This is a genomic window from Brevundimonas lutea (assembly GCF_003704105.1).
In the GTDB taxonomy this organism is placed as follows: domain Bacteria; phylum Pseudomonadota; class Alphaproteobacteria; order Caulobacterales; family Caulobacteraceae; genus Brevundimonas; species Brevundimonas lutea.
Genome location: NZ_QUOQ01000009.1, coordinates 1 through 16,741, shown reverse-complemented (window position 1 = coordinate 16,741; position 16,741 = coordinate 1). Strand labels below are relative to the sequence as shown.

The following is a 16,741-nucleotide window of genomic DNA, read 5'->3' as shown; positions in this document are numbered from 1 at the left end:
TCACGCTTTAGAACCCGCGGTGTTCCGCCCTCTTTCGGCAACCCCATCCCTGCGGCCTGGAACAGGGCGCCCGCCAGTGGATCTTGGGCCTGAGGTTCCATCTCCAGTGTTCACACAGGCATGGGTTTGGAAGAAGGCCGGAGGCTGGACCCGCGACGGAGAAGTCGTGAAACATCTCGACGGCGCCGTCCTCTTCGGCGTCCTTACCGCGCGCGGCCGCATGCCCGCCAGCGCGGGGACCCAGGCGTGCGTCGAAAACCGGATGCGCGTCGGCGGGCGCTTGCAGGCGTTACCACCTGCGTGCCGTGTCAATCGGGCCGCGACCACTGCGTCGTGGCCGGCGTCCACCAACGCGGCAGCAAGGACAGCCAGCTGAGCTTACCAGGGCCGACGCCCTTGTCCTCTTTCCGGCGACCACCAAGGCGGGGATCGTCGCCCACACCTAGTCCTGGCCGAACAGCTTATCGAGCGGGGCGTTCTCGCCAAGGTGGTGGCGCCGGGCCCGATATGGACCGCGCTCCAGCCTAAAGGCGGGCAGCCCCAGAAGAAGGTCGTCCGGTTCGGCGAGCAAAGCGACTCGGGCGACCGGCCCAGCCGGTCTAGATCGCGCCCGCGTATATGCGGCTGGCCTCGCAGGAGGTTAGCTATGTCACGGGCGAACTCTATGGCGTGACTGTTGGTGCGGGCGTCGCCTGACATCGCACCCGACCTGGGCCGATTCCGCCTGACCTGAGGGCCGGTCACGCGGTTTCAGGAGGCTCACACGGGCTCGAGGCGCGCCTGTCGGCCCGTGGCGACGCGCGTGGGCAACCGCGTCCAAAGTCCGATCCGGACCGGCGCGGACGGGACGGCGGCCAACAGCGCCGAGGCTGCCATCCTGCCCGGCCCCGTGACCATGGCCCTGGACAGCCAGGTCGCGCCCCGAACCCGTCGCCCGACATCCGTCGCCAGGGCTCGCTGGTAGACGCCCGAGCTCGCCCCCGAGAGCAGGCGATCGGCCGCGAGGCGACCGCTGTGCAGGGCGATGGCCATGCCTTCCCCCGCGAAGGACGGAATCACCGCCGCCTGGTCGCCCAGTCTCCAGAGTCCCGGCTCGGCCGCCGACTGGACGTGACCATAGGGAATGGCGGCGATAGCCAGGGGTTTCGCGGTCCCGGCCTTTGACGAGCCCAGGACGGGGGCCAGGAAGGGACAGGTCCGCGCCAGCGATTCCACAAGGCGCGGCCAGCTGAGTCCGAGCGCCGCGAACCGCGCCTTGCGGACCACCAGACAGAGATTGGCGAGATCCCCCTCGATGGGCTCCAGGCCGGCATAGCCGCCGTCGAAGAGATGCAGGCTGACCTCGCCGGCCACGGCGTCCCGCAGCGACGCCGGCGGCGCCAGGTGCAGCTTGAACCCGATGAGATCGTCGTGGCCGCCCGGCGGTCGGCCGTACCCCCGCACCTCATGCTTGCCGGTCGCCAGAAAGACGTCGGACGCGGTCAGGGTCCCCGCCCCCGCCGCCAGCGCCAGCGCCCAGCCCTGCGCGCACGGCGCCAGGGCCCGGACGCGCTTCCCGCGACGAACCTCGACGCCGGAGCGTTCCGCGAGCTCCAGCAAGGCCTCGTCCAAAACACGCCGTGACAGGCTGAGCGCTTCGAAGGGAAGCGTCGAAGTGGTTCGGCGACCGCCGACGCAGACCGTCACCCGGTCGATCGGAACGGCGCCGAGGGCGCGGGGCTCCAGCCCGATCTCGCGCAGCGCCTCGATCGCCTCGAAGCTGAGGAACTCGCCACAGACCTTGTCGTGCGGCCCGGTCGTCCGCTCGAACAGGACGACCGCCCTCCCCGCCGTCGCCAGCCGCACGGCGGCGGAGGCGCCGGCCAGCCCGCCCCCCACGACCGCGACGGGGCCGGTCATTTCGGCTCCCGCGAGACGCAGATGCGGAACGGGAAGCGGCGGGCGATCCGCGCCTCATGGGGATCGAGCCTGGCCAAGCTCCGGTAGCGTCGCCAGTCATCCACCGTGAAGGCCCGCGCGATGGAGACGGGCCCGTCGTGACGCACGAAGGGGTGCCATCTCATCACCGCCGCTAAGACCCTGAAGCCGTGAAAGGCCAGCGGATGGCGATGGAGATCGTTGACGAACCAGCCGACCCGAGCCTCCGCGTCCATCCGGGCCAGCAGGCGGACGATCTCCGTGCCGGTCAGGTGATGGGTGACCAGCGAGGTGACGATCACATCGGCGGCGCACGGGTGGTCGAAGACATCGCCCGTGACCCAGCGCGGCTCCGGTCCGCCCCGCCAGGCCTCTGACGCCGCCCGCGCCGACCACGGACTGAGGTCGAGCCCCGTCAGGGCGACAGGGACGCCCCGCCGTGCGGCCCAGCCGGAGATCCGCCGCAGCAGGTCGCCGCCGCCGCTGCCGATGTCGAGGATCTCGACCGGACGATCCAGGTCGAAGGCGCCGATCCCGCGAAGGGTCTCGAGATAGGCGAGCGTCGGCCGGTGGGCGAGCGTCAGCCGGTTGACCCGGCCCAGGTCCGCCAGACAGTCGCGGAACACCTCATAGGCCGTGTCCAAGCCGTCCATCAGCTCGGCCTCCCCGGACCGGACCGAGAAATCCCGTCGCATCAGGCCGCGCCGCTGAACATCATGGTCTCGGCGGTGAGGCCCGGGCCGAAGGCCATGGCGCAGCCGCGCTCGCCCGGCCTCGCCGACGCCATCACCCGGTCCAGCACGAACAGCAGGGTGGCCGAGGACATGTTGCCGTAGGCCCGCAGCACCTCGCGCGAGGGAGCCATGGCCTCGTCGCTGAGCCCTAGGGCCGACTGCACGGCGTCGAGGACGGTGCGCCCGCCGGGATGGATCGCCCACAGCGAGATCGCCACCGTCCCTTCGGGCCCGAACAGGCTGTCGCGGTGATCGCGCAGGGCCGCGCCCACCGAGCCCGGCACGCGCCCCGACAAGACCATGTTGAACCCCTGGTCGCCGATCGACCAGGTGATCTGGTCGGCGGTACCGGCCGCCGTCACCGCCTTGAAGCCGTCCAGGGCCAGGCCCACGGGCTCGGCCGACACCAGGGCGGCGGCGCAGCCGTCGCCGAAGATCAGGAAGCTCAGCATCTCCTCGAGATCGAGCGTGTCCTGAAGATGAAGGGTGCAGAGTTCGAGACTAACGACCAGGACCTTCGCCGAGGGCTCCGATCTCACCGTGTGGCGCGCCAGCTTGAGCGCGTTCACCGCCGCATAGCAGCCCATGAAGCCGATCACCGTTCTCTCGACCGTCGGGTCCAGGCCCAGCCTGTCGACAAGCTGCAGGTCGATCCCGGGGGCCGACAGGCCGGTGCAGCAGGTGATGACCACATGGGTGATGCTGCTCAGGTCCTCGATCGCCAGCCCCCGCACAGCCTTCTCGGCCAGATCGGTCGCGTGGGCCTCGTAGAGCGCCATGCGCCGGGCGGTGGTCGGAAACTGACCCTCCACATAGACGTCCGAGACCCGCTCCCCGGGGCCCTCGGTCGCCAGCACCGACCATCGATGGTCGATCTGGCTGCGGGACGCGAGCCGGCGAAAGAGCGGCAGGCTCCGCGTGCTCGCCAGTTTGTGGGTGGCGAAGGCTACGAAGGCCTCATGCACGTCATGGGGCGGCGTCGCGGTCGAGATGCGGTTGAGGTGCGGCGTCATGGCGTCTCTTCGGCTTGGCGCCGGGCCCGGCGCCCGCCACTAGGCGTCAACGTTCGGAGCCTGGCTAAAGGTCCGGCAGGGTCGAGGCGCTTACTCTTCGGCGACAGGGAGCCAGAACGGACGACCCTCACTTCAGGCGGCCACCCAGAGATTGCGACGGACACCGGTGGCGAGCAGGGCAGACGCGGAGCGAACCCGGGCCGCACCAGACCGCAAGAGCGGGTTCAGTCCGCAAAGCCTCGGCGACACGACGCCCCCGTGAACCCGACGCCCCGCAGGCCGCTTCCTTCAGAACCTGTGCTTCGAACCCGACAGCGAGGCTACCGATGTCGTCCCCGGCCCCAGCCCCGACCCCCTATCTCGTCTATCTGCCTGCCGGCGCCGACCACGTCGTCTTTCCCGCCGACCACGTCACGCCTCTCGACCCTCACCTTCAGCTGGTGGTCAGCACCCTGGCCCGCTCCCGGCTCTATCATCGCATCAAACGCCAGCTCCCTCCCGGCTCGGCCCTCCTGGTCGTGCCGATCAGTGAGGCGCCGAAGTTCAAGGGCATGGCCGCCGGCGCCCTGGCCGCCTGTCGAGATCTCTGGCCGCCCGCGCCATGACGTGTGCCCGGACTCTTTTTGCGGTGACGCTGAACCCGCGAGACGCCCCCAGCGGTTAGACCGCCATGACGTCCCTCACCGATCTCGAGCGCGCCGAGCGCGACGAACACGAAGCACGAAAGGCCGCGCGGCTGTCGCCCTTCCCCGCCGACCGCGAGCGCTTCCTCAGGATCGCCCAAGGCGCCGCGGACCGGTTAGCTCAGGCCCGTCAGGAAACCGCCGGCCACTAGCCCCCTCCGCGGCCGCATCACGGCATCAAGCCCTAGCTCCCTCCCGGCTCGGCCCTCCGGGTCGCGCCGATGAGCGACGCGCCGAAGTCCAAGGCCATGGCCCCGGGCGCCCTGATCACCTGTCGCGCTCTCTGGCCGCTACGCCTGATGCGCGGCGATTACCGTTGTCGGCCTCGCAACTGCTCGCAGCGCAGGCAGCCGTAGACAGGCGGAAAACGCGGAGGTCCTTGAATGAGTGACCCCGCCGCAAACGCCTACAAGTCGCTCAGGCGACGGCCTTGTGTTCCTCGACCACGACCCAGGGAACACGGGTCACCGGCTCCTTGAACAGCAGGGTGAAGGCGCCCGTCGGAAACAGGGCCTCCAGCGTCTCGGTATCGAACCGCTGATGCAGATAGTCCGGCAGCGGCAGAGGCTGGGCGAACGGGAGAGTGATGATCAGGCGGCGGGCGCAGACGCGGCGCAGCTGGTCCAGCGCCCGTGCCAGCTCCTCGTCATCAAGCCGCTCCAGCACGTGCGTGCACAGCACCGTATCGAAGGCGCCGTCAGCGTCCGTCAGGTCGGTGACGCTCTGGCGGCGATACACGACCTTCGGTCCGAACCTGCCGGCCACACTCTTGGGCGCCTCGGCGACATCGACCACCTCATGGCGCGCATAACGGCCGCCCTTGGCGATCATCCGGCTCAGGAACCCCCGCCCCGGCCCGACCTCAAGCAGGGAGGGCGAGCCCTTTAGGCGGCGTCCCACATAGCTCAGTCTCTGCCATTCGTAGTCCGGGAAATTCTTGCGGGCCACCGCCTCGCCCCAGCGCGCATCGCGCTGCGCCCGTATCTTGAGCGCCATCGGCGTCATGGCCACCGAGGACAGCTGAACAATCTTCGCCTTCAACGCCAAGGTCTTCACACCCCTCTACCCGGCCCTGCCCAGGCCTAAACCCAGCCTAGCAGGAGGCGGGGGACGAGCCTACGCCGGAAGGTGATCACCGTGGTCATTCAAATCGAAGCCGCGTCCGCGCCAATCAAATCCCCCAAATAAAGGCTCGCCTCCGCCCGCCAAGACGCTAGACTCGTCCCATGAAGGCCGATCTCGACCATCTCCCCGACAAGCAGCAGGACGAACTCGCCCGCATCCGCACCATCCTACTGGACGAGTTCGACGCCGCGCTGAAACGCGGCGGCGGCGCCACCTCGGACTGGCGCCGCAACGGCCAGGTGCTCAAGATCATCCTGTTCGGCAGCTACTCACGCTCGGACTGGGTCGACGAACCCGAGAACGGCTACCTCTCCGACTTCGACCTGCTGATTATTGTCAGCCATCCTAGGCTCACCGACATCGCCGACTACTGGTGGATCGCCGAGGACAGGATCCTGCGCGATCTCTCGATCGGTCGCACCGTCAACCTCATCGTCCACACCCTCCCCGAGGTGAACCAGGGCCTGGAACGCGGCGAGTATTTCTGGACCGACATCCACAAGGACGGCGTCACCCTCTACGAGCTCCCCGGCCATCCCCTCGCCAAGCCCAGAACCCCCGACCCCGAGGAGGCTCGCCGGCTCGCGCAAGAATATTTCGATCGGTGGATGCCCAAGATGAGTGAGGCTATGTCGGGCGCGGAGTTTTTTGCAGACCGTGGTAATAGCCGTGACGCTGCTTTCATGCTTCATCAAGCTGTCGAGCGAGCTTATATATGCTTTCTGCTTGTCCACACGCTTTACTTTCCCCGCTCCCACAATCTAACATTTTTACGGTCCCTTGCCGAGGACATTGATCACTCTCTGGCATCAGCTTGGCATCGCGATCGGCGAGCTGATCGTCGGCGCTTTGAGCTTCTCAAGCGCGCCTATGTCGAAGCTCGCTACTCCGATAATTATGACATCAGCTCGCACGACCTTGTCACACTGAAAGCCAGCGTCGAGGAATTGCGTCGACACATCGAGCGTTCAAACCGCGCCAAGCTGTCGGCTTAGCGCCAATATCGTAGCGCGGCGGACGCCGATTATCATCATACGTTGGCACCTATCTAATGAGCCGATGAATGGGTGCTGCTTAAGCATATAGCGCCTTAACCTGCATCACGGGACCCAGCCCGCCAGCTGTAGCCCCTGGTACCCCGCCAGCAGGAGCACCAGCCCACCGACCATCAGGGTCAGAACCCGGGTCGGCATCGACTTGGCGATCCAGCCTGCGAAAGGCGCTGCAATCAACCCCCCGATAATGAGCCCGCCCACCGCCCAAGCGTGATCGCGCAGATCGCCCGCGTCCTCCCAGTGGCCCGTTAGCAGCGCCCAGACAAAGGTCGCCGAAATCGCGATCGTGACCAGAAATTCGGCGGTGTTCACTGTACCGATGGCGCGTCGGGGTTCCTTGCCGGCCCCGACCAGGGCGGTGGTGACGGTCGGCCCCCAGCCCCCGCCGCCGACTGCGTCCATGAAGCCCCCGACCAGACCCAGCGGTGCGCCCCAGACGCTGCGAATATGTCGTGGCAGGATATCTTTGAGGCCCCGGATGACGATCCAGGCACCGAGAATGGCGAGGTAAACGAGTATGAAGGGCTTGATGATTTCTCCATCGATCCCGGTCAGGACATACGCGCCCACAGCGCCGCCGATCACTCCAGCGATCGCTAGCGGAAAGAACAGGCGCCAAGTGACGTTGCGATGAAGCATATGACTTGAGGCCGACGCCCCGGTCGTGAAAACCTCCGCGGCGTGCACCGAAGCTGACGCCACGGCCGGCGGGACGCCGAAGGCCAGCAGAACCGTGCTCGACACTACCCCGTAGGCCATCCCCAAGGCGCCATCGACCGCCTGCGCCAGGAAGCCCACCACGATGAAGAGCGCAAATGTTTCCATGGGGAAATTTCCGTCAGCCCGGGAAGGAGCAGGCCATCATCCACTGACCGCAAATCCGAAACGTCGGCAATCCTGATTTCGCGGCGGCTGCCTGTGAGGAGAAGCTGCGATAAAATTTGGTTGAAAATAGAGGGTGACCTGCAGCTGGCGGTGTGCTGTTAGCAACCGCTCTCGATCATGCCGTTGTACATCTAAGGTGGAACTCACGAGTGGATGCCATCCTAAGCTGAGGACGTGAAATGACAGACGAGACGACCAACCTTCTGGCGAACCCCTACCTCGCCGAGCCCATTTCGCCATGGTTCTGGAACCAGGCGGCATCGGGGTCAGCGCATCCGGGGGGCGGCCTTCGCATGTCTCGGGACTCCGATCGAAGTACCCCTGGCCTGTTGCAGCGTGTTGAGCTTGAGCCGGGCGCGGCATATGTGCTCGAGATGAACGTGATCGCCGACGGCGGGTGTACCGCCTGGGCCGGCAACGGTGACAAGCGTCAGCTGGCTACCGCGCCTGCTGAATCCGGCGAAGGGGTTCAGACGCTGAAGGTCAAATTCCGAACGCCTGACGACGGACGTGCTGTCGTAGGTGTTTTGTTCAGCAGCGGCAGTCCGCAGGGTCACAGTGTCGTGGTTCTGTCTGCACGATTGCGCCGCAACATCCTGGCAATCCCCGATCTGCCGCCCAGTGGCCGGTACGGCAGTCCGGTCATCGCTGGCATGGCGTCGATCCCGGGGCGGGAGAAGTCTTTATCGCTAGCCATCGATAGTTTGCAGGGCCAAGTCGACCATATTTTTGTTTACCTAAACAATCACGTTAGTGTCCCTCAGTGCCTCAATAAGGCAAATATCACGGTGTTCCGAAGTCAGGATCACGGCGACCTTCGTGATAACGGGAAGTTTTTTATCCTTGACCACTTGAAGTCGGATGTTTTCTTCTTCAGCGTCGACGACGATATCGTTTATCCGAGCGACTATGTGTGGCGATTGGTCAATTCGCTAAAGAGCTTCGAACTAAAAGCAGCGGTCGGGGTGCACGGCGCCATCTATCCTCGAGTACCAGCCAGTTTTTTCAGTCGCAGCGTTGTCCATTTTCAGCGGCCTCTGGATCAGACTCTTGCAGTTTCGGTGCTAGGTACCGGCACAACCGCATTTCATACCTCGGTTGTTAAGCCGCGTTTGGCCGATTTTGGCGACGGAGGGATAGCCGATCTGCGTCTGGCGGCTTTTCTGAAAGCTAATGGCGTGCCAGCCCTAGCCGTCGCCCGGTCCGACAAATGGCTGGTCGATGCTAACGATCAAGCCGAGAGCGCCTCGAGTGATACGCTGTATGCCGAGGCCAAACAGACCAAGGGCCCTGCAGAATTTCTTGCCGGTGCAGCACCGTGGGGTTTTGGAGCCATCGAGCAGGCTTTGGGTGACGCGCGCGTGCGCCTCCACCCCGCTGCAACGATGGTTCTTAAATACGGACGCGCGGTGGAAGAGGGGCGAGCTGAAGAAATCATCATCGACGGCGAACAGGCGGAAATCCTGACAATTGCTCAGCAATTGGGATGGACGCCGCTGCAACGGCAGGTCGTGGCTGACCGCCTGCGGGCCTATTTCGACGGAGCCCCGGCATGAGCAGTTCCGAGGCCTGGTCAGATATTCGAAGCGTCTGCCGCAACGAGGTGGCCCGTCTGATCGGCGTCGACGCCGACAACCTCAACGTTGGACTGGTGAATGCGGACACCGCCTTCTTGATCCAGGCCTTCGCGGCGCTCAGCGAAACTGGATTCGCGAATGAGGCGCTTGCGACCGCAATGGTGCGGTGTCTGGCCTCCGACAGTCCTGATGTCGACATCGCCCGGGTCTTATTCGCGCAGCTTTGCGGCCTCGGTCTGGATGAGCCGGCCGAGTTGGTGGGGCGCGCTCTGATGGCTCTGGGTGATAGAGACCCCGACACCGCGATCCAGCTCGCGCGGGTCAAACTCTGGCGCAGCGATTTCGCCGGCGCGATCGCGCTGGCGGCTCCTCTGGCTGATGAGGGAAACAACCTCGGAGCCGAGGTGGTTATGGCCGAGATCGGCCTTGCAAGCGGCGCAGCCTGGACCGAAGACTATCTGCTGATGGTGTTTAGCGACAATCGCCGTCAGGCTTCGAAGTACCAGAGGCTGCTGGCGCAGATCGTCATCGGCCGGGAAGATGTCCGCATACACGCCGGACGTTGGCGGAACCTCCCGTCTCAAACGCTCAAAGCGACGCGCCAGATGGCTTCGGCAATCCTGCTGCATGCCAAACAGCCATTGCCAGCTGAACTGCTGTCACTCGATTTCCTCGATTCCGACGAAGAGCGGCGGCTGTGGCGCTCTGAAGCTCGATTTCAGCGGGATGGCGACCTTGCGCATGTCGTGACCGCCCTTAATACAACTTTCGCCGTATCGGGATTACGCCCTTTAAACATTTCGCGTCCCGACGCGCCAATTCGTCTGGGGGCGTTCAGCGCCGGCGCCACGGTAGGGCCGCGCCACGGGCCGCTGGTCTCAGTGATCATGACCGCTCACGCGGCAGGAGAGACTATCGATTACGCCCTGGCCTCGATACTCGACCAGTCCTATCTCGACATCGAGGTCATCGTGGTCGATGACGCCAGCGACCCACCGCTGGAAATCGCCGTGCCGGACCCGCGGGTGCGTCTTGTTCGCCTGGAGCAGAACGCTGGCCCCTATGTCGCCCGTAACGTCGGTCTGGCCGAGGCGAAGGGCGCGTTCATTGCCTTTCAGGACGCCGACGACTGGGCCCACCCAGACAAGGTCGCTCGTCAGGTCGAACTGCTCGCCGCCCACCCAGAGGCCATGGCGACCTTCGCCCGGCATGTGCGCATGGACCGCAATGGCGACCTGATCCTCGAGAACGACTTTCACTTCATAGGCGATGGACCGGTGACCAGTTTGTATCGCCGCGAGGTGTTCGATCGGCTGGGTGGGTTCGCGCCCGTGCGGACGCGGGGCGATCTGGAGTTCAAGGCCCGAGTCTCGGCAGCTTTCGGCGGATCCACTGTCCTTCAGGACGTCGCAGTCCTGCTGATCGCGCTTTCCTGGCGCAGCAACTCCAAAGTCCAGTCGGCCGGAGCCAAGTCGGCTCAGCTGAAAGCGCTCAAGCGTCGCTACGCCGAGGAGCACAAGCTGGCGTTCTTCACTACGGACCGAGAGATCCCGAACGCATGACCAAGGTAGCGCAGGCATTGGACGCGGACGCTACGGTTGATGGGCGGGAAGTGCCTAACGGCCGACTGACATGGATCACGGGCGTGCCCAAGAGCGGGACCACTGCCGTCTACGCCACAACCTTGAAGGCTCAACCGGACGCGGTGACATTTTTGGAGCCCTCGCCTGTTGAATATCCGGCCATCGAGTCCCTGGCGAACGAGGGTCAACTCGATATCGTAATCAAGATAGTTCTGGGTGCCAAACCTCCGCCGGAGTGGTTGATCAGCGCGTCAAGTATCATGGCAACCTTGCGTGATCCCCGCGACGTGGTGGTCAGCTGGCTGCCCTTCCGCGCGGTGGCCAATCCTCGCAGTTTCGCCCTAACGGGTCTGCGCGAAGATCTCATGGACGCATTCCGACGCAAGGCCGAAGGGGACACATCGATCGATGTCACCGCCATTGAGGCCATCTATCGGAGCCACGGGTCACGCGCTCTCGATCCTCAGGAGTATGCCGCGGCGTTCGAAACGCTGGATCAGGTTCGGCGGCATCCGGCCACGCGGCTCATTCGCTACGAGGATTTCGTGGCCGGCCGGATTGATGGCTTGAGGTCCGTGGCCCTGACTGGCGATATCGCCCGCAACCATCGCGGCGGCCGGACCGGCGAGTGGATGAAGTGGTTTTCGACGCGCGACATCGAACGCTTTCGAACGGCCTTCGACCCTCTGCTGCAGCGCTACGGGTATGCGGACTGGGAGGCTCGCCAAGGGGAGCTTGAGATCGACGGTTCCGAGTACGAAGGATACCTGCGTCGCGTCTCTGCTGAACGCGGCGCTCTCTATGCGCAGGCTGCGGAGTGGAAGGCACGGTATGCGCCCCGTGCCAAGCGGCTGTTTGGAGGTCTGAAGTCCCAGGGGGCCTATGAGAATCCGGCCTACGTCGAGAAGTTGAAGGAACGCGCTCGATCAGGTCGGTTAGGCGCTATCAGAGAGATCGTGAGCGCAGTGTCCAAGGGTTGGCTGGAGCGCGATGCCGAGATCGAGCGGTTCACGATCATCAACTACCATGCCGAATCCGCGAAGGCCGATTCCGCTCAGGAGACGAACGACGAATGACCGAAACGGCGCGCGCCGGGTCCTTGGGAATGGTCGAGGCGGCGATGTTCGGCTCCGCCTTCTCGCCGGGATTCGACGACTTCATGACCGGATTCTCGAAACGGCGGCGGGGGTCGGTGAGATCTTTGGAGCGGGTCTTTCTGCAATTGGCGGAGGCCTGCCAGCATCTGTTCGAAATTGGCGCGAACGATGGCCGTCACACTCGACGCTTCATCGCCGGCTTTCCGGGGATCGTGCACGCCTTCGAGCCGAACCCCTTCTTGTATCACCATTTCCGAGACATTCGCGACGAGCGCCTGCGCCTCAACACCTTCGCCTTGGGCGACACCGCATCGGTGGTTGAGCGGTTTTACATCCCGAGCCCTGAGATCACGGGGGTGTCGTCGCTTAACATGCATCGCAAATATCCGGCTGCTAACATCGTTGGGGTGTCAGTTCAGCGCGCGGACGACTATGTCTCCAAGGAAGCCGCGTCAGGCGGCATCGCGGCGTGGGTCGATGTGGAAGGGAACGCCGACCGCGTTGTCGAAGGTTTCGGTGACGCGCTCTCGCGAGTTGACGTCATGCTGCTCGAGGTCGAAACCACGGACTACTATAACCGCACGCCGTCGTTTGAACGCGTTGTCGAGCTGTTCTCCAACTGCGGACTTCGTTTTGCAGGTCGCGACTGGATGAATCGGGGGCAATTCAATTTGCTGATGGTTCGCGAAGGGGTCGCCAATCCGGCGACGCTCGATGACTATCTTGCATTTGTCTCGAATTGCTCTCGAGCCTATGCCGCGTCCTTCGATGCTGTCTGACCCCTGCCAATGATGCCCACCCGGACCGAGAACGAGGCTTTCGCCTCGACGCGCTCCTATGTTTCTCCGGATACAGCTTGACCTCTCTCTCCCATCTCGACGCCCTCGAAGCCGAGGCGATCCACATCTTCCGCGAGGTGGCGGCGACCTGCGCGCGGCCGGTGATGCTGTATTCGATCGGCAAGGACTCGTCGGTGCTGCTGCACACGGCGATCAAGGCCTTCGCCCCTGGTCCCGTGCCGTTCCCGCTGCTGCACGTCGATACCGGCTGGAAGTTCCGGGAGATGATCGCCTTTCGCGACCGGATGGCGGCGGAGCACGGCCTGGACCTGAAGGTCCACATGAACCCGGACGGCGTGCGCGACGGCGTCGGCCCGTTCAGCCACGGCTCGAGCGTCCACACCCACGTCATGAAGACCCTGGGGCTGCGCCAGGCGCTGGACGCCGGGCGGTATGACGCGGCCTTCGGCGGCGCCCGGCGCGACGAGGAAAAGTCGCGGGCCAAGGAGCGGATCTTCTCCTTCCGCGACCGCAACCACGGCTGGGATCCGAAGAACCAGCGCCCGGAGATGTGGCGCGTGTTCAACACGCGGGTCGCGGACGGGGAGTCGATGCGGGTCTTTCCACTGTCGAACTGGACCGAGCTGGACGTGTGGCAATACATCCAGCGCGAGGCCATTCCGATCGTGCCGCTGTACTTCGCCAAGCCGAGGCCGGTGGTCGAGCGTGACGGCATGCTGATCATGGCCGACGACGAGCGGATGGCGTTGCGGCCCGGCGAAAGCATCGAGCAGCGCGTGGTGCGGTTCCGGACCCTGGGCTGTTACCCGCTGACCGGGGCGATCGAGTCCGAGGCGGCGACACTCGACGACATCATCGCCGAGATGCAGGTGTCGCGCACTTCCGAACGCCAGGGCCGGCTGATCGATCGCGACGAGGCGGGCTCGATGGAGAAGAAGAAGCGCGAGGGCTACTTCTGATGGCCGAGACGACGCTTCTGCGCTTCATCACCTGCGGTTCGGTCGATGACGGCAAGTCGACCCTGATCGGCCGGTTGCTGCACGAGACCCGCCAGATCTTCGAGGATCAGGCCGACGCCCTGGCCCGGGATTCGCGCAAGCACGGCACGACCGGCGACGACGTCGATTACGCCCTGCTGGTCGACGGGCTTGAGGCTGAGCGCGAGCAGGGCATCACCATCGATGTCGCCTACCGCTTCTTCGCCACGCCCGCCCGCAAGTTCATCGTGGCCGACACGCCGGGGCACGAGCAGTACACCCGCAACATGGCCACGGGCGCCTCGACCGCCGATCTGGCCATCGTGCTGGTCGATGCGCGCAAGGGCGTGCTGACCCAGACGCGGCGGCATTCCTTCATCGCGTCGCTGCTGGGCATTCGTCACGTCATCCTGGCGGTGAACAAGATCGATCTGGTGGGCTTCGACCAGGCGGTGTTCGACGACATCGTCGCCGACTACGCCGAGGTGGCCGAGCATCTGGGGCTGGAGCGGGTCGAGACCATTCCGCTGTCGGCCCGGTACGGCGACAACATCGCCGAGCGGTCGGACCGGCTGGGCTGGTACGACGGGCCGACGCTGATAGAGCTGCTGGAGCGAGCGCCCACGGCGAACCGGGCGGGCGCCGCGCCCTTCCGCCTGCCGATCCAGTATGTGTCGCGGCCCAATCTGGACTTCCGCGGCTTCGCCGGAACGGTGGCGTCGGGCGAGATAGCCGCCGGTGATCCGGTCACGGTGGCCAAGTCGGGCGTCTCGACCAAGGTCAGCCGCATCATCGGCCCGGATGGCGATCAAGAACGCGCGACGGCGGGCCAGGCGGTGACTCTGGTGCTGGCGGACGAGGTCGAGGCGTCGCGCGGCAATATGCTGTGCCGCCCGACCGAGCGGCCCGAGGTCGCCGATCAGTTCGCCGCCCACATCGTCTGGATGGACGAGCAGCCCATGCTGCCGGGCCGCTCCTACTGGCTGCGCACCGAAACCGATCAGGTTCCGGCGACGGTCACCGACTTGAAGCATCGCCAGGACGTCAACACCTTCGCCCACGAGGCCGCCAAGTCGCTGGAGTTGAACGAGATCGGTCTGTGCAATCTGTCGACCCAGGCCCCGGTCGCCTTCGACGCCTATGCCGACAACCGGGTGACGGGCGCCTTTGTCCTGATCGACCGGATGACCAACGCCACGGCGGGGGCGGGGATGATCCTGCATCCGCTGCGCCGCGCAGCCAACGTGCATTGGCAGGCGATCACCGTTGATGCGGAGGCGCGCGCCGCCCTTAAGCACCAGAGGCCGGCGGTGCTGTGGTTCACTGGCCTGTCGGGCTCGGGCAAGTCGACCATCGCCAACCTGCTGGAGAAAAAGCTGCACGCCCAGGGGCGGCACACCTTCATCCTGGACGGCGACAATGTGCGGCACGGGCTGAACCGCGATCTGGGGTTCACCGAGGTCGACCGTGTCGAGAACATCCGCCGAGTGGCCGAGGTGGCCCGCCTGATGGCCGAGGCCGGCCTGCTGGTCATCGTCTCCTTCATCTCGCCCTTCCGGGCCGAGCGTAGAATGGCGCGCGAATTGATGCCTGAGGGCCAGTTCGTGGAGATCTTCGTCGACACGCCCTTCGACGTCTGCGCCGAGCGCGACCCCAAGGGCCTGTACGCCAAGGCCCTGCGTGGCGAGATCGCCAACTTTACCGGCCTGGATTCGCCTTATGAGGTGCCCGAACAGGTTGATCTGCATTTGCGCACCGACGGCCGGGACGCCTCCGAGCTCGCGGACCAGGTCAATGGGTGGCTGTCCAGCCGAGGTTTCTTGATATGACTGTGACACGTGTTTGGACACAGCAACGTTAAGCGGAGATCGGACCTGTCCTGTTTTATCATATGGGCCCATGGGCGCTCTGGCTCCAGCGAACTCGCGAGGGCACTGAGGGAATACGCTAGCTTGGACGGCGAGATGGAGCCGTTTGGCAAATCCATGGCTAGAGCAGGGATTGGCAAAGAGGGGCCCGAATTTGTCAAGCGTATAAACACCAAGCTGATAGAGCGCGACTTTATCAAACATCTCTGGACGCAGCTCCCGCCGGCGTCAAATCAAGCACTGATGAGCCATCCCGAAGTGTCGCGACTCATCTTTCTCTACCGATCCAACTTGTTCGATGTCGCCGTATCCACCTTTTTGGCCAAGAGCCTCGGGCACTGGAACCGGGTGGATCCCGAGGAGATAGTTCGACCGATTACAATCACGCCCCCGCAGATCAAACGCTTCTGCGGAGAGTTAAAGGCGGACGTCTTGGACCAGGCCAAGCGGGTGCGAGCCAGCGGTAAACCGGTGCATCTGATCCGCTACGAGGACCTGTATTCTGTAGCCTACCGCGATCGATTTCTCGAGGTCTGTAACTTCCTTAAACTCGACGGGGGCAATGAGGCTGCCATCGAACGACTAAGACCAAGCGAAAAGTATAGCGGCGATGAAACACTCGCGCGGGCCATAGCCAACTGGCGGAGCCTAGAACCCCTGCGAGCCGCACCACGGCTAACCGTAACGCTCGAGGGACTCGACCACACCTAAGGGAGTACCCTGCCGACGCGTCGGAATCGATGGTACAGTTCTAGCATGTAGAACGGTGCAACCCCGAACTTCTAGAACCGCGCGCCGAAAACTGGGCTACGCTTTGGCCACGGTGTCGCCGCGAAGTCCACGTTGTGCGCAGGCGTTGCGGGTGTCCAGCACCAAGGGCGCGTGGGCAACCAGCGCGGCGTAGTCGATCGCATCGTGATCCGTCACGATGACGGCGGCGTCGCACGCCGGCCAGGGTTCCGAGGCCGCATAGGCCCCATGACGCGGATGCGTCGAGGCGCGCACCGTACTCACATGCGGATCGACGAAGCGGAGGTCGGCGCCCCGCTCCTCCAGCAGTTCCAGCATCTTCAGCGCGGGGCTCTCCCGCACATCGGCGACGTTCTTCTTGTAGGCCACGCCCACCAGCAAGATGCGCGCGCCGTTCAGCCCCTTGGCGAACCGCGCGTCCAGTTCCTCGGACAGGCGCTGCACCACGTAACGCGGCATCGCCGTGTTGATCTGCCCGGCCAGCTCGATGAACCGCGTCGCCAGATCGTACTCCCGCGCCTTCCAGGTCAGATAGAAGGGGTCGATCGGGATGCAGTGGCCGCCCAGTCCGGGGCCCGGATAGAAGGGCATGAAGCCGAACGGCTTGGTCTTGGCGGCGTCGATCACCTCCCAGACGTCGATGCCCATCTCGCTGAAGACCATCTTTAGTTCGTTCA

The 16,741-nt window shown here is 64.7% G+C and carries 16 protein-coding genes; 10 read left to right on the top strand and 6 right to left on the bottom strand.

Annotation, left to right across the window (positions count from 1 at the left end; translation table 11 throughout):
• Positions 1–759: 759 nt before the first annotated feature.
• Genes EES48_RS14480 through EES48_RS14470 form a run of 3 tightly spaced genes read right to left on the bottom strand, consistent with a single transcriptional unit; the run spans position 760 to position 3,664 of the window.
• The gene (locus EES48_RS14480; protein WP_122468940.1) at positions 760–1,899 is read right to left on the bottom strand and encodes an NAD(P)/FAD-dependent oxidoreductase; all 1,140 of its coding nucleotides are present in this window, start codon (positions 1,897–1,899) and stop codon (positions 760–762) included.
• On the bottom strand, positions 1,896–2,612 hold the full coding sequence (locus tag EES48_RS14475) for a methyltransferase domain-containing protein (protein ID WP_122468937.1): 717 nt from the start codon (positions 2,610–2,612) through the stop codon (positions 1,896–1,898). The genes EES48_RS14480 and EES48_RS14475 overlap by 4 nt, the downstream gene beginning before the upstream one ends.
• Positions 2,612–3,664, bottom strand: a complete 1,053-nt coding sequence (locus EES48_RS14470; RefSeq protein WP_122468934.1) for a type III polyketide synthase — start codon at positions 3,662–3,664, stop codon at positions 2,612–2,614. Before EES48_RS14470 ends, EES48_RS14475 begins: the two co-directional genes overlap by 1 nt.
• 326 nt (positions 3,665–3,990) lie before the next feature.
• On the opposite strand from EES48_RS14470, the gene EES48_RS14465 reads away from it, so the two are divergent.
• Both EES48_RS14465 and EES48_RS14960 read left to right on the top strand, forming a co-directional pair.
• The gene (locus EES48_RS14465) at positions 3,991–4,269 is read left to right on the top strand and encodes a hypothetical protein (protein ID WP_122468931.1); all 279 of its coding nucleotides are present in this window, start codon (positions 3,991–3,993) and stop codon (positions 4,267–4,269) included.
• 65 nt (positions 4,270–4,334) lie between these two features.
• Positions 4,335–4,499 (top strand): hypothetical protein, encoded by a 165-nt coding sequence (locus EES48_RS14960; RefSeq protein WP_162998188.1) that lies wholly within the window; start codon positions 4,335–4,337, stop codon positions 4,497–4,499.
• Positions 4,500–4,764: 265 nt separating this feature from the next.
• Here EES48_RS14960 and EES48_RS14460 read toward each other — a convergent pair whose 3' ends face one another.
• Complete coding sequence (locus EES48_RS14460; RefSeq protein WP_205679491.1) at positions 4,765–5,388, bottom strand: class I SAM-dependent methyltransferase; 624 nt, start codon at positions 5,386–5,388, stop codon at positions 4,765–4,767.
• Positions 5,389–5,573: 185 nt separating this feature from the next.
• On the opposite strand from EES48_RS14460, the gene EES48_RS14455 reads away from it, so the two are divergent.
• On the top strand, positions 5,574–6,467 hold the full coding sequence (locus EES48_RS14455; protein ID WP_122468928.1) for a HEPN domain-containing protein: 894 nt from the start codon (positions 5,574–5,576) through the stop codon (positions 6,465–6,467).
• A gap of 105 nt (positions 6,468–6,572) precedes the next feature.
• On the opposite strand, the gene EES48_RS14450 is transcribed toward EES48_RS14455, so the two are convergent.
• Positions 6,573–7,352 carry a sulfite exporter TauE/SafE family protein gene (locus EES48_RS14450; protein ID WP_122468924.1) on the bottom strand — a complete coding sequence of 260 codons (780 nt, stop codon included), beginning with the start codon at positions 7,350–7,352 and terminating at the stop codon, positions 6,573–6,575.
• A gap of 239 nt (positions 7,353–7,591) precedes the next feature.
• Between EES48_RS14450 and EES48_RS14445 the strand changes: the two genes are divergently transcribed.
• The 7 genes from EES48_RS14445 to EES48_RS14415 all read left to right on the top strand — a co-directional run bounded on the left by EES48_RS14445 (position 7,592) and on the right by EES48_RS14415 (position 16,025).
• Positions 7,592–8,968 (top strand): hypothetical protein, encoded by a 1,377-nt coding sequence (locus EES48_RS14445; protein WP_122468921.1) that lies wholly within the window; start codon positions 7,592–7,594, stop codon positions 8,966–8,968.
• The gene (locus tag EES48_RS14440) at positions 8,965–10,551 is read left to right on the top strand and encodes a glycosyltransferase family 2 protein (RefSeq protein ID WP_122468918.1); all 1,587 of its coding nucleotides are present in this window, start codon (positions 8,965–8,967) and stop codon (positions 10,549–10,551) included. The genes EES48_RS14445 and EES48_RS14440 overlap by 4 nt, the downstream gene beginning before the upstream one ends.
• A complete protein-coding gene (locus EES48_RS14435; protein WP_162998187.1) occupies positions 10,548–11,648 on the top strand; it encodes a sulfotransferase domain-containing protein in 1,101 nt (366 codons plus the stop codon). The genes EES48_RS14440 and EES48_RS14435 overlap by 4 nt, the downstream gene beginning before the upstream one ends.
• Positions 11,645–12,448 (top strand): FkbM family methyltransferase, encoded by an 804-nt coding sequence (locus tag EES48_RS14430; RefSeq protein ID WP_122468912.1) that lies wholly within the window; start codon positions 11,645–11,647, stop codon positions 12,446–12,448. Before EES48_RS14435 ends, EES48_RS14430 begins: the two co-directional genes overlap by 4 nt.
• A 77-nt stretch (positions 12,449–12,525) precedes the next feature.
• The gene (gene cysD / locus EES48_RS14425; RefSeq protein WP_122468909.1) at positions 12,526–13,428 is read left to right on the top strand and encodes a sulfate adenylyltransferase subunit CysD; all 903 of its coding nucleotides are present in this window, start codon (positions 12,526–12,528) and stop codon (positions 13,426–13,428) included.
• Entirely contained in the window at positions 13,428–15,275 is a 1,848-nt protein-coding gene (gene cysN / locus EES48_RS14420) for a sulfate adenylyltransferase subunit CysN (RefSeq protein WP_122468906.1), read from the top strand. The genes cysD and cysN overlap by 1 nt, the downstream gene beginning before the upstream one ends.
• Before the next feature lie 123 nt (positions 15,276–15,398).
• Positions 15,399–16,025, top strand: coding sequence for a hypothetical protein (locus EES48_RS14415; protein WP_122468903.1), 627 nt, complete (start codon positions 15,399–15,401; stop codon positions 16,023–16,025).
• Positions 16,026–16,121: 96 nt separating this feature from the next.
• Here the strand turns inward: EES48_RS14415 and EES48_RS14410 are convergent.
• On the bottom strand, positions 16,122–16,741 hold a 620-nt coding region (locus EES48_RS14410; protein ID WP_276309641.1), incomplete at its 5' end, for a nucleotide sugar dehydrogenase.

What these genes read in the sequence shown, in the direction of transcription:
- EES48_RS14430 (WP_122468912.1), top strand. Translation starts at nt 11,645, where the DNA reads ATGACCGAAACGGCGCGCGCCGGGTCCTTGGGAATGGTCGAGGCGGCG.
- EES48_RS14440 (WP_122468918.1), top strand. Translation starts at nt 8,965, where the DNA reads ATGAGCAGTTCCGAGGCCTGGTCAGATATTCGAAGCGTCTGCCGCAAC.
- EES48_RS14455 (WP_122468928.1), top strand. Translation starts at nt 5,574, where the DNA reads ATGAAGGCCGATCTCGACCATCTCCCCGACAAGCAGCAGGACGAACTC.
- EES48_RS14465 (WP_122468931.1), top strand. Translation starts at nt 3,991, where the DNA reads ATGTCGTCCCCGGCCCCAGCCCCGACCCCCTATCTCGTCTATCTGCCT.
- EES48_RS14450 (WP_122468924.1), bottom strand. Translation starts at nt 7,352, where the DNA reads ATGGAAACATTTGCGCTCTTCATCGTGGTGGGCTTCCTGGCGCAGGCG.
- EES48_RS14445 (WP_122468921.1), top strand. Translation starts at nt 7,592, where the DNA reads ATGACAGACGAGACGACCAACCTTCTGGCGAACCCCTACCTCGCCGAG.
- EES48_RS14960 (WP_162998188.1), top strand. Translation starts at nt 4,335, where the DNA reads ATGACGTCCCTCACCGATCTCGAGCGCGCCGAGCGCGACGAACACGAA.
- cysN (WP_122468906.1), top strand. Translation starts at nt 13,428, where the DNA reads ATGGCCGAGACGACGCTTCTGCGCTTCATCACCTGCGGTTCGGTCGAT.
- EES48_RS14480 (WP_122468940.1), bottom strand. Translation starts at nt 1,899, where the DNA reads ATGACCGGCCCCGTCGCGGTCGTGGGGGGCGGGCTGGCCGGCGCCTCC.
- EES48_RS14470 (WP_122468934.1), bottom strand. Translation starts at nt 3,664, where the DNA reads ATGACGCCGCACCTCAACCGCATCTCGACCGCGACGCCGCCCCATGAC.
- EES48_RS14475 (WP_122468937.1), bottom strand. Translation starts at nt 2,612, where the DNA reads ATGCGACGGGATTTCTCGGTCCGGTCCGGGGAGGCCGAGCTGATGGAC.
- EES48_RS14435 (WP_162998187.1), top strand. Translation starts at nt 10,548, where the DNA reads ATGACCAAGGTAGCGCAGGCATTGGACGCGGACGCTACGGTTGATGGG.